The sequence below is a fragment of the Lactobacillus helsingborgensis genome, assembly GCF_003173695.1.
GTDB lineage: Bacteria > Bacillota > Bacilli > Lactobacillales > Lactobacillaceae > Lactobacillus > Lactobacillus helsingborgensis.
Window position 1 is genome coordinate 1 of record NZ_CP029545.1, and the last position, 11,217, is coordinate 11,217.

Here is an 11,217-nt window from a genome sequence, read left to right on the forward strand (position 1 = left end):
CAAGTTTTTAATTTACTGCTGCTATCAAAGTGATTTTCTTATTAATTTACGAAGCATACGGAGCAATTTAAAGTTAAAGATTAAAAGTAACAAATAAGCTGGTATGAAGCAATTGGTCTAATTGTGAAATTACCAGGTAATGAAAAAAGGGAAGGCTGTTAAATCAGTCTTCCCTTTTGCTATACGGCTTCAAATTCACAAACATTTTTTTGCTGCAGTTTGAAGCCTTGTAGCACTAAGTTTCGTAGCAACTTCGCTTAATGTACATTATGTTAAGTTGCCACTGGTATAGTCGTAATTATGGCTAATTAATGCTAATTTTCTACTGGTTGTTTATCCAAATTTGTTTTACGAATTATATGTAGAATTACACCAAAAACAATTATACTTCCGATTAATAGTGTTCCTAGAGAATAATAAACGCTAGTTGCCGCAGAAATAGTAGAAATTACCGCTGTTACAAGAGGACTGGTAACAATTAGAATGGTATTAACTGCACCGATTGTTGATGATAAGATTGTACGATCAACTGAGGTAACAATCCATTGTTCAAGTTTAGGACTAGCAGTACCTGCAAAAAAGGCTAGAAAGAAGAACATAAACATACAAAGGATGATATTCTTACTAAAAATAGTTATAACCATTCCAGCGCTAAAAATAGTATCTATTAAGGCGATGATTAATAAAGAAGTACTCTTAAATAACTTAGTACCTAAAATGCTTCCAATTGCTGCGCCGATTGAACCAATGGCACCAAAAAGTGCGATTGTAAAAGAAAATGTGCCAATAATCATGGTTGTCTTATTAGCAGCAATCATAATTGAGATCAAGGGCTCTAGTGCACCAAGTACGCCGTTTAAAAGTGCAATAGTTATTAGTATTGTAAAAATGCCTTTTTCTTTCTTGAGCTGCTTAAAGGAATTAATCATAGTTTTAAAAAAGTTTTGATTATTGACTGCCTCTTGGGTTGCTTCTGAATGAACTTTATAATAATTATGACCGACATTGGCAAAAATTAAACCAGCAATTAGGAAAGTTAGGGCATTGACTACTGCTAGGCCAGAATAAGACATAAATAGTAATAAACCCGATCCAGCAAATTGTGCCAGCATTTGTAAAATAGATGATACGCCGCCCGTAAATCCTTCGGCTTCAGCAACTTCTTCCTCACTTACTAAATTAACAATTATTGGAGTTTCTAAGCCACCGGAATATGATCCAGATAAATCAGAAATAAAGTTAATTGCAATAACTATTAATACCAAATTCCATCCGGCAATGTTATTTCGGGTAAATAGAAACCCTACTAGCATGTATAAAATAAAGCGAATGACTGCTAGCCAAGTAATCATTTTAAATTTATTCTGAGTTCTATCTGCAATATAGCCAGCAACGCTTCCTAAAAGATCAGGGATAGCTTCAGTAATTGAAATTAATGATAAGGCTAAAGCATAATTTTGAAGTTTACTGGCATAAGTCATGAATGCTAAATAAAACAATATATTTCCTGCACTGGATAGAAATCCTGCAATGGAAAATTTACGATAATTTTTATTTCTTAAAAAAACGTCCATAATTTTTCTCCTATGCTTATTGTTATCTATAAGTATATTTAGACTATAATTAAAAATATAAAAATGGCATATTTGACAGGCAATAGATAGGAGGAGCTTTATGACTATTGGAGAATTGTTGAAAAAATATCGGATAGAGCATGAAAAGACTCAAAAAGAATGGGTAGGAAATATAGTTAGCCCATCATTCTATGCAAAAGTAGAAAAGAATTTAAGTCGGATCTCAGCTGAAGATTTGCTTGGAATACTACGTAATAATCAAGTCTCAATAGTAAGTTTTGTGAATAGCTTGGATAGTAGGGAGGAATCTGTTAAGAATCAGGAATCAGAAGTAGATAAGCTAATAACTGAGGCATATTATCAAGGATCTAAGAGTGATTTGGAAAAAATAAGTCATTTGATAAAAGACAGCGATTTACCAGATAAAGATGAGCAGTTAATGTTCATTACAGCGTATATAGCATTATTGAATGATGATCTTAAGAGCTTAGACGAACAAATCAAAAGCAAATTGAAAAACAAGATTTTTAGTATCGTTAACTTTAATGAAACTAACGCAGAATTGTATTCTAATTTCATGGAGTTATATGATTTAGACAGCAACTTATTGATTACTAAACGAATTTTGCAGCAATTTAAAGGAACTAATGATGTAGAACTGCAATCGTTAATTTTAGCTATGATTTCAAACTTACTTTTTATTTGTGTAGAGAATAAACGATATGATGGTCTAGAATTTTTTATAAAGAATGCCAATGAAATCATTGTTACGCCAGAATTGTTTTTCTATAAAAATGTATTGGTATTTGTAGAAGATTTAATTGATTATCATGTGCGGCATGATAAAGCAAGTCTAGAAAAATGTAAATTGATTATTGAAAATATCAAATTGACTGGAATGACATCATACGGAAATGAATTGTCAAAGTTTTTGAAGATAACAGAATAATAGAAAATGGCATATTTGACTTTTATAAGCAAATATGCCACTTTTATTTTTTTTTTGCTCAAGGTCATATATTAGAGTCACAAACAAATAGGAAAGGCGAGTGAGAACTATGACTGATAAACGATTTTGAACAAATTAATAAGAGAATTTTTCTAAAGAAGATAGAAAAATCTACCTCAGAAAAAAAATTAACTACAAAAGAAAAGATATTAAAACTTAAATTGAAAAGGAAAGAGAAAAATCATGAGTGATTTATTACGTACGGTTATTATCATTATTGTTCACCCTAAAAGCAACCAATAAAAGATGAGAAATATTTATTGAAGGAGACGATAACATGAAAAGTATTATTTATGGTGATGAAATTTGGAAATATAGATATCGACATTATTAATTATGTACTTATACAAGAAAGGAGGTGAGAAAGTATGGAGAACGTTTCGGTAAGCACTATTCAAGACTTGGACTCATTACCTAATGCACTTACTAAGCAAGCTTTTACTTGTCTGATTACTTGTGGATACACGGAAAAGAAATAATATAGGAGCCAGTATATTACTTAATACTTTTGTAATGTTACTGGCTTTTTTATTTTTATTATGGAGATAAATAAATGGATAATTTTATTCAATTGGAAAAAAAGATACGGAGCAGTGATAAATTTACAGAATTAGTTAAAAGTATGAATTTTAAAGATTACAAAGTGATTGATGATGATGTTTGGATTTATTTTAATCCAATTGAATGTGACGTTCCAGACTCGGGTTGGAAAGGTCATCTTTCAGTTCAATCGAAAGATATAGAAGATGTTTTTTTGATTTCTTCACAAATATTGAGTATTGAAAATTGTGCCTTTAAGGTTGCTAGATCTAGGCAAGTATATGAAATGCTATCGGATACGCATGCATCTGTTACAGAAGCAAATAAATTTATGACATTTTATCCTAAAAATGTTGAAGAATTTAAATTAATTGTTTTCAAATTAGATAAAGCATTACAAAGATATTCTGCACCAAAGATATTTACAGATTTTCAACTACCTAAAAATAGTTGTGTGCAGTTCAGATATGGTGCATTTAAAAAGATGACTTGTCGAGATAAAGAGCATAATAAAATAATCGATTTGGTTAGATTACCTACGGGAAAACTAATTCCAGATGATAGAACCAAGTCATTCCATATGTTACCAGGTACTAGTTGGCCGTTTAAAGCAAATAAATATAAGGATAAAAAAGTATATTGTCCTGAATTGAATAAATATCGTTTTTCTGAAATTTTATCTAGAAAAAACAAAGGTGGTGTATATAAAGGTATTACTATTAATGATGTTCCAATCGTTATGAAAACTGCTAATGAATTGGTAGGTAGTAATCCAAAAAAGCTTAGTGCGAAGCAATTGTTAAATAATGAAATAAAGTATATGAAAGTATTAAATAAAAGCCCATATATTCCCGAACTTATTGAAACATTTTCTCAAGGAAAAACACTAGTTGAAATAATGAGATTTATAAGTGGGCCACAATTGATAAATATAAAGATAGAGGACAAGGAGAAAGTTATTCGCTCACTTATTAAAACTGTTTATAGCCTACATAAACAAGGAATAATTATAGGAGATTTAACTAATACAAACTTTATTTATTCAAATCAAAAATGCTACTTAGTAGATTTAGAATACATGGCATCGGTAAATACTCCGCAAAAACGAGAAGCACAAACTAGGTTTTATCTTCCGGATTATAAAAAAGAAGGTTACGAAACACAAATAGAAGACGTGTATTCTTTAGCTGTGACGGTTATTACTATTATTTTTAATAGAGTTCCAAAATATCATGCAAATAATTTATTTGACGGTGCTGTTTGCTTAATGAGACAGTTAGTTATTGCAGAAAAACTAAATCCTGAAGAAATGAAAATAATTAATTTAGCAAAATACTTGCTTAATATAATTTTATCTAATGATGAATATGATCCAGAACAATTAAATACTTTTGATAACTGTAAAAAGTATTCACTTGAAAATTTTAGTAAAAAAGAGAAAATTTCATTGTTAAAAAATACAATTGAAAGAAAAGTATTGCCCATAGAAACTAAATATTCTGAATATGGTTTAGCAAAGCATATGAAAAATATTACAAATTTTGGAACTATGACAAGCCCAATTTCAATTCAAAGTGGGTCTGTTGGAATAAATGTTTTTAAAGGAAATTCAATTAATTTGAATAATTATAAGTGGAGATCAATAGTTGCAGGCTTAACTTCACTTAAAAAATATGAATATTATGATAGCTATTTATTTGGATATACTGGAGTGCTATGGGAAGCTGGAAATAATTTTTTACGTAATGAAATTACGAAAAATCAGCTTAAGGAAGTAGTTACAGCTTTCTTATCTATGGAAAAAAATTGTAATAATCATAAAATTGATTTTGCCTTGGGAATATCTGGGAAATTATATACAGCAATTCGTACATTAATTTGCCAAAATAATGAAAATCTTTTTAGTTATTCCAAGAAAATGGGTGAAAGATTATATATGAAATTGAAAAAGGTACATGTAATAGAATCAAACAATTTTAATCAAATAAATTTTGCTCATGGCTTGGCTGGAGAAGCCTATTCTTTATTGGTATCAGGATTATATTTTAAAAAATATAATTTTCAAAATAAAGCTTTGGAAATTTTAAATGAAATAGATCAATTTATGATGAAGAATTTAAACAGAATAAAATTATTGGGTACCGATACTCTGGAATACTCATGGTGCGAAGGAGCTAGTGGAATAGGAATAGCACTTATAAGAGCTGTTAGACTTACTAATAATAGTTTTGCAGCAAGATCTTTAAATGATATTTATAAATTTTGTATACATGGCTATATTGAGCTTGAATCTAACATTTGTCATGGCAGAAATAGCGTAATTGACTTCTTGAACGATTATAACCAGGTTGTTAAGTCCACTAAGTTGAAAAATGATATTAATATGTTGATAGAATTTGATTTAGTGTCGTCTTATGATGAATCAAGAAGTGTATTAGATTTCTTTGATGAAACTGGGTTTACAAATTGTTGGGACTATGGTGTAGGACAAATTGGAAGTATTTGTTCAGATCTTCATGCATTGAATGGTGAGAATAGAGATTTTTACTTAACAGATGAACAGGAACATGAATTATCTAAAAATTTAATAATGAAAGGAAATTAACGAATGAAGTATCTATTTAAATATGTGAGACAGGAGCCTTTGCGTGTTTTACTGGTAGTTATTTTACAAGTGATTTGCTCTTTGTTTAGAGTAGCTAATAGTATTTTTAATATTTTTATTTTAAATAGCTTAGTTAAATTTGATTTTAGAGCTTTTGTGTCTTATATATTGCTAAATATATTACTTTTTGTTGTAATGACAGTCTTTTTATTTTTAAATTTAGTTGAACAAGCAAAAGTAATTCAGCTTTTGAGCTTACATGTAAAACAGGATATTATTTCGCATATTTCAAAGTATTCTGTAGAAAAATTTAATGAGTATGACACTAGTGTTTATTCATCTTGGTTAACCAATGATATGAACCTAATTGAAGGAAATGGATTTGGTAATTTATTTCAGTCAATTCAAATTATTACTGATCCACTATTTTCTATTATTGCTTTAATTAAATTCCATTGGACTTTTGTACCATTAATTTTGTTAATGACAGTTTTGACAATTTTTTTACCCCAATTAGTTAGAAAGCAATTGGCAACTAGTAATCTGTCAATGACTAAAGCAAATGCAAATGTATTAGATATTATTAATGATTGCTTAAGAGGCTTTTCGACGTTATCAGTTTTTGGTGTAGAGTATCAATTAGAACGTCGAATTACAGCATCTATGTTAAAAATGATTAAAGTAAAAGTTCATCAAGCAAAAATCTCAACTTTTGCTACATGTATAGCGCAAGTATCCAATATTATTGCCCAAATGCTTATATTATTATGGACGGGTTTATTGATTTTTAGACATATGGTAACTATTGGAGTTTTTTCATCAGCTTCGAATTTATCTTTTAATGTGTTCAACTCCTTAGCAGCGGCTGCACCAATTTTGACAGAATTACGTTCACTTGACCCAGTATTTGAAAAATATCATTTAAATGAAAATACCAATACCATTAATAATTCAAACAATGTTAGAGTAGATAAATATGCTGAGATAAGTGATCCAATAGATGTTGATGCTAAAGAATTACAAGTTTCGTATCAAGATAACAAAAGTGTTTTTGCTGAACCCTTAACTTTTTCGATAACTGCAGGAGAAAAAGTAGCAATTTGTGGAGATTCCGGTAGTGGTAAAAGTACATTACTTAGATTAATATCAGGTCAATTGCGAGAGTATCGTGGAAGTTTGCGGTTGAATAAACTTGAAATGCAGAAAATAAGTTATTCTGCAATCAGGGATAAGGTAATCTATGTTGATCAGTCACCATATTTGTTTAATGATACGATTCGTTATAATTTAGAATTAGGACAGAAATTTACTAAAAAAGAGCTTACTGCTGCTTTAGAAAAATCAGATTTATTGGATTTTGTTAATCAACTTCCGCAAAAACTTGATACATCTGTGGGAGAAGGAGGTACTAGTTTGTCGGGTGGACAAAAGCAACGTTTAGCGTTAGCTAGAGGCTTACTACGTAAAAAAGAAATATTCTTGTTTGATGAATCTACAAGTAGTTTAGATAAAAATAGTGCTCTCAAGGTTGAAAATGATTTTTTAAGTCAGCCTGATATTACAGTATTGTTTGTTAGCCATCAGATACATTCAGAAAATAAAAATAAATTTGATCAGATTATTTATGTTTAATATTAAAACTGAAAGCTCAGTCATTACGATTGATAATTAAATGCCACCAGCCTTTTTTACGGCTTGCTCTTTTATTTGTTTTGTTAGAAGAAATTTCTTTGAGTTTGTTGATTTTCTTTTCAGCCATTAATTGTAATTGCTGTGATTGATTTAATAATTTTTGTGTTTGATCAAGTGTATCGTGTAAACGGGCAATTTCTTGATCTTTGCTGAGGAGTTGCTCATGATATGTTTGTTCTAACGTGTCAATTCGTTGTAATAATAATTTTAATTGCTCATTATCGTTTACCGGTAAAGAGCTTTTTTGTTGCACTTTTTTACCGGTAACATTACCGCTTTTGTTTACCACTTTTTCTTTAATAAGTCTTGCACCAATTGCATTTACGGTTATGCGATTTTTGTTGTCTTTACCGGTAAAATTTACCGGTAAAGACTTTAGGTGATAACGAATAGTTTGTTTTGAAACATGTAATTCATCAGCTAGTTGTTTAATTGTTTTTTGCATAGCACAGTTTTCCTTTTTTGCTACTTTTAGTTTTATTGTATGAATTAGTTGGTCAATTGTTCAACCTAATTTATGTAAAAGAGTGGAGAATTGACTTCTCAATAAAATTTTTTGCTGTTTTTCTTAAATTTTATGTTATGCTTAACATCAGAAAAATAAAAAAAGCCTTTTATTGATAAATCAATAAAAGGCAAAGAAAAAAGCTAATTCAACACTTTTGGACGAGTACGAAAATTAGCTTTAGTCTTTGAAAATTCATAACTTAGTATAACAAATCTAAGTTAGAATTCAAGAGATTAAAGTTAAAACCTTCGAGCTAGTGAGAAATTAGTTCGGAGGTTTTTCCGTTATCAAACAAACCAACAGGACAAAGTTGTAAAAAGGGACAGGTTTAATAGAGCCATCTCAAGTAATAAATCTATTTCCGAAAGCCAGTAACGAAGGCAGTGGGGCAAGTGGCGGTGACGACCAGCAGTTAAGCGAACCAGGTCAGGGCGGTACAGACGACTACTGTCTGGTCAGAATTACTCATGCGTAAGGCGAGCAGGCAGCAGTGGAACATACGGCAGTAGCAAGGACAGAACATAGTACGAGGTACTATTGGCTGGGGTTAGCATATGGCGTTGCCCAGACCTTCAGATCATATTTTGGAGCGACAAAAAACAACGGCTCGGCTACTGTGCAGGGCGTTTTTTAGCTTAAATGTATGCTGGTCCTTTGTGGCCAGATTAGTAACCAACGATCGACAAAGCGGTTAGTTAGATAGTTTCTTCTCCTTATTGCAAGGGGAAATTACCTAACTAACCGCTTTGCGGTTATGTTAGTTACCTTATGGGGCCAGTCTGCCCACTGCCATGAGCAGTAATTGGCAGTTTAGGTTAATTGTTTGATCTTGTTTTAGGTTTAGGTGGAGCAACTGGCGTAGTAGATTTTGGCTCAGCAGTCTTTTATGGTTTAGGTGTAGGTTAGGGTGTTGAGTAGTGTTTTGGTTTTACTTGTAAGAGATTGACCTGGTTTTTTGTGGCTGTTTATTTGTTTGGAAAAAGTTGTTTTATTGCTTGTACCTTGGAATTTCACAAATTCCTAGGAAAGAGCATAAGGGAAACTGCTATCACTTACTTAACGTAAGGTGAGAGCTTGGCGGTGCCAAGCGTTTTCTAACAGCAGCTGCCTGCTAGCACTTTTTTTGCGAAATATCCCACCGTGGGACTGTTGTGAATATTGGTGTAGAGCCAAAAGCCTCATCTGGGTTTGTGAAAGGGAGCTGACAGTCCCACATTGGGATTGTTACAAATCCTGGTAGAGCAGCATTCTTCTAAAGGCAAAGATCGTATCAAAAACCGTATTTTAGCTCCGCTGAATGCCAGGTTCACTTTAGATGTAATGGAGAGCGGGGGGGTAAAAAATAAAAGTAGGCAAAATAGTTGAGGAATGATTTTGTTTACTTTTAAAAAATTGGGACAGTCATTTTTGCTAGGAAGTCGTCCATTTGGTGGAAAATCAGGTGTAAGTATACCCGGGGGCGAAAAAACGGCTCACAGGGGCTAATAGGGGCTAAATTAGGCAAGCTGTTGTTGGTAAGTTAGAAGAGAATAAAAAATAAATATATAAAAAAAGCGATCCTTGTGGACCGCCTTAGACGTCTTGCAAGTGACTGAACCTGCTTACACGTTTAGTTAAACATGTCTGACGTTATCTAATTCTATAAAAATTATATCATGAAAATAAAAATTTGGTAAAATAATCCTGCGCGTTTAGTGCACTATCTTGAGAAGTTGACTGGCTTCTCATAAAGGAGGTGAAAAGACGTGTCTGATGTTCTAATTCTAATTCTTTTGTATCTTGTAATTACCGCAATTCGAGATGTGTTGAATATCGTCAAAGATATTCTTAACGAACTACTTAAGTAGTACAAAAGTGAGGCCTAAGATTTTATCTTAGGCTATTTTTATAGGTATAAATAATTGAATAAAATTAATTAAAGATATATAATCTCGATATTAAAATATTAATTTATTAAGGCATTATATCATTATAATATTTTAATATACGTTTATAGGAGAATTAATTATGAAATTTAAGTATGTTGTTGGATTAGGTGTTGCTGCTGCAACCTTTGCGACAGTTGCAACTCCATTAGCGGTAACAAGTGTCAAAGCTGAGGCAACAAGTGATAGTGTAGAAAGTCCTGTTTCTAAATATGATATAAATCCTGTAGCAAACTATGATAACGATTCATTAAGACAAATTGCAATTAATAATAATTTAGATTTGTCTGTAGTTGAAGCTTTAAATGATAATATCGATCCCGATAAAGCCTTACCTAATGGTACGCCTATTTATTTGCCACAAAATGTTGGCTCTGTAGAAAACGTAGTAGGACCTCAGGCGTTCGGACCTTATGATGGTGTACCAGCAAGTATTAAGAAAAAATATTATGATAGTTTAAGTAGTGCAGAACGTTCAGCTAAACTTTGGATTGCAAAGAGAGAATCAGGATACAATTATTATGTTTCTAACGGTACGCATTACGGTCGCTTTCAGTTAGATAAAGCATATCTTAATGGCGACTATAGTATAGCTAATCAAGAAAAAGCTGCTACGATATATATTCACAAACGTTATAGTGGAAGTTGGGTAAAAGCTAAAGCATTTTGGCAAGCTCATGGCTGGTATTAAATCAAAGTAGGTTGGGTAAAAATGAAAAGATCACTTAGTATAGCAGCATTTGCAGCTGTTTTTGGTGCAAGCTTGATATTTAGTGCAACAAGCAGTAATTATGTGCCTGTTAAAGCAGCTGACGTAAGCGATACAAATACTGTAGTCAATAATCAGGGTGTGTCTGATAAAACATGGTCTAACAAACTGACTAAAGCTGGCTATGTTTTCAAGTTAGCTAAAAATATAGCTACTACTGATGGCGGATTGTATCAAAGAAAAAATGGCTTACTTAAAAAATATAGTTTGAAGCATGCTAAAAAAGTTTTCGCTAAAAACATGTTATTCAAAATAGATCGCGCTATATCAGTAGAAAATGGTTCTTTAGTTCATATTGTGTCGCAAAATGGCAAATATAAGTTTTGGACTAATTTTTTAACCGGGACATACAATGTAAATGGTCATAAAAAATCTCTTAAACCATTAATAAAAACCGAAGTAGAAATGATCACTAATACTTCTAAAGAGAAAATAGCAAAAAAGCTAGTCACTGCCGAAAAATTGGCTAATAAATTAAAGGGTTCAGATAAAAAATTGGCTCAAGAATCAATTACTCAATTGAAGCAATGGATTGATAATGAAGTTTTTGCTAATATTCCTGTTCTTCTAATTGGTAGCCTGTAAGACAAGTAAA

At 31.5% G+C, this 11,217-nt stretch carries 7 protein-coding genes; 5 read left to right on the forward strand and 2 right to left on the reverse strand.

All coding sequences use genetic code 11. The annotated features are described in order from the left end of the window. Positions 1-314: 314 nt before the first annotated feature. Positions 315-1,574 carry an MFS transporter gene (locus DLD54_RS08770; protein WP_109919033.1) on the reverse strand — a complete coding sequence of 420 codons (1,260 nt, stop codon included), beginning with the start codon at positions 1,572-1,574 and terminating at the stop codon, positions 315-317. A gap of 100 nt (positions 1,575-1,674) precedes the next feature. On the opposite strand from DLD54_RS08770, the gene DLD54_RS08775 reads away from it, so the two are divergent. The 3 genes from DLD54_RS08775 (at position 1,675) to DLD54_RS08785 (ending at position 7,360) form a co-directional block, all read left to right on the forward strand. After that, a complete protein-coding gene (locus DLD54_RS08775; protein ID WP_109919034.1) occupies positions 1,675-2,523 on the forward strand; it encodes a helix-turn-helix domain-containing protein in 849 nt (282 codons plus the stop codon). 613 nt (positions 2,524-3,136) lie between these two features. After that, the gene (locus tag DLD54_RS08780; protein WP_109919035.1) at positions 3,137-5,728 is read left to right on the forward strand and encodes a lipopolysaccharide core heptose(II) kinase RfaY; all 2,592 of its coding nucleotides are present in this window, start codon (positions 3,137-3,139) and stop codon (positions 5,726-5,728) included. A gap of 3 nt (positions 5,729-5,731) precedes the next feature. Further along, on the forward strand, positions 5,732-7,360 hold the full coding sequence (locus DLD54_RS08785) for an ATP-binding cassette domain-containing protein (protein WP_109919036.1): 1,629 nt from the start codon (positions 5,732-5,734) through the stop codon (positions 7,358-7,360). A gap of 16 nt (positions 7,361-7,376) precedes the next feature. On the opposite strand, the gene DLD54_RS08790 is transcribed toward DLD54_RS08785, so the two are convergent. Next, a complete protein-coding gene (locus tag DLD54_RS08790) occupies positions 7,377-7,865 on the reverse strand; it encodes a helix-turn-helix transcriptional regulator (RefSeq protein WP_109919037.1) in 489 nt (162 codons plus the stop codon). A 2,070-nt stretch (positions 7,866-9,935) separates the two neighbouring features. On the opposite strand from DLD54_RS08790, the gene DLD54_RS08795 reads away from it, so the two are divergent. After that, positions 9,936-10,544, forward strand: a complete 609-nt coding sequence (locus DLD54_RS08795; RefSeq protein WP_038521159.1) for an aggregation-promoting factor C-terminal-like domain-containing protein — start codon at positions 9,936-9,938, stop codon at positions 10,542-10,544. 21 nt (positions 10,545-10,565) lie between these two features. Next, the gene (locus DLD54_RS08800; protein ID WP_038521162.1) at positions 10,566-11,207 is read left to right on the forward strand and encodes a hypothetical protein; all 642 of its coding nucleotides are present in this window, start codon (positions 10,566-10,568) and stop codon (positions 11,205-11,207) included. Positions 11,208-11,217 lie beyond the last annotated feature (10 nt).

Bases quoted from the DNA above. Each gene is read 5' to 3' on its own strand.
- DLD54_RS08785 (WP_109919036.1), top strand. From the start codon at position 5,732: ATGAAGTATCTATTTAAATATGTGAGACAGGAGCCTTTGCGTGTTTTA.
- DLD54_RS08780 (WP_109919035.1), top strand. From the start codon at position 3,137: ATGGATAATTTTATTCAATTGGAAAAAAAGATACGGAGCAGTGATAAA.
- DLD54_RS08800 (WP_038521162.1), top strand. From the start codon at position 10,566: ATGAAAAGATCACTTAGTATAGCAGCATTTGCAGCTGTTTTTGGTGCA.
- DLD54_RS08795 (WP_038521159.1), top strand. From the start codon at position 9,936: ATGAAATTTAAGTATGTTGTTGGATTAGGTGTTGCTGCTGCAACCTTT.
- DLD54_RS08790 (WP_109919037.1), bottom strand. From the start codon at position 7,865: ATGCAAAAAACAATTAAACAACTAGCTGATGAATTACATGTTTCAAAA.
- DLD54_RS08775 (WP_109919034.1), top strand. From the start codon at position 1,675: ATGACTATTGGAGAATTGTTGAAAAAATATCGGATAGAGCATGAAAAG.
- DLD54_RS08770 (WP_109919033.1), bottom strand. From the start codon at position 1,574: ATGGACGTTTTTTTAAGAAATAAAAATTATCGTAAATTTTCCATTGCA.